This window comes from Arthrobacter sp. ZGTC412, from assembly GCF_002929215.1.
Lineage (GTDB): Bacteria > Actinomycetota > Actinomycetes > Actinomycetales > Micrococcaceae > Arthrobacter.
The window spans coordinates 1-661 of record NZ_PJII01000074.1 but is presented as its reverse complement, the minus strand read 5'-3'; the positions used below and the strand labels follow the sequence as shown (position 1 = coordinate 661).

General features: G+C 61.9%; 1 protein-coding gene. It reads right to left on the bottom strand.

Going from position 1 to position 661, the window contains the following annotated elements; all coding sequences use genetic code 11:
- Window positions 1-550, bottom strand: a 550-nt coding sequence (locus CXQ88_RS21430) for an AMIN-like domain-containing (lipo)protein (protein WP_104046161.1), incomplete at its 3' end; no start/stop codon positions are given.
- Window positions 551-661 lie beyond the last annotated feature (111 nt).

The following is a 661-nucleotide window of genomic DNA, read 5'->3' as shown; positions in this document are numbered from 1 at the left end:
ACCAATGGTGGGCGACGTCGATCACGAGCTTGGATCCGCTACCGGGACCTGCAAGGGTGAAGACCTTGAAGGGCAGTCGGGCGCGTACGCCGAGGCCCAGGCTGGTGTGGCCCTCGAAGCTTCCTGCCCAGGCAACCTGCCTGAACGTGTTGTAGTTCGAAACATTGGTCACCTCGGACCGGTTGGCCGGCACGAAGGTGGCCTTGCCCGTGGCGCTGTCATAGCTGGGCGAGTGGGCGGTGACCTGCAGGAATGCACCGCCCCTCAGCTTGATGGGCAGTCCGGACCCGTCCTGTACGGCCTTTGAGACGTAGCGGACGTTGTAGCCGGCCGCCTTTCCGTTGATGTCGATCACCAGGCGGTCAAAGCAGAGGTGCTGCCCCGATCGAATGTTGGTTACTGATGCGCCGCTCATGGCCTGGTTTGACTTGGCCAGCGAACTCCAGGCCAGGCCGCAGTAGGAAGTGGTTGCGGAGGCGAACCCCGGAGCCAGGAGGCCCAGCCCGAGTGCCATGATGATGGCAGTCAGCCAGGCGGTTAATTTTTTCATGTCGGTACCCCTTTCGGGTGTGAGTGAGTGATTGGATGACTCCAGCGTAGGAGCGCCACAAGCCCGAAACGAGGGATGTTTCCGGTTCTTCGTGCAACCGTTAAGCGGCCG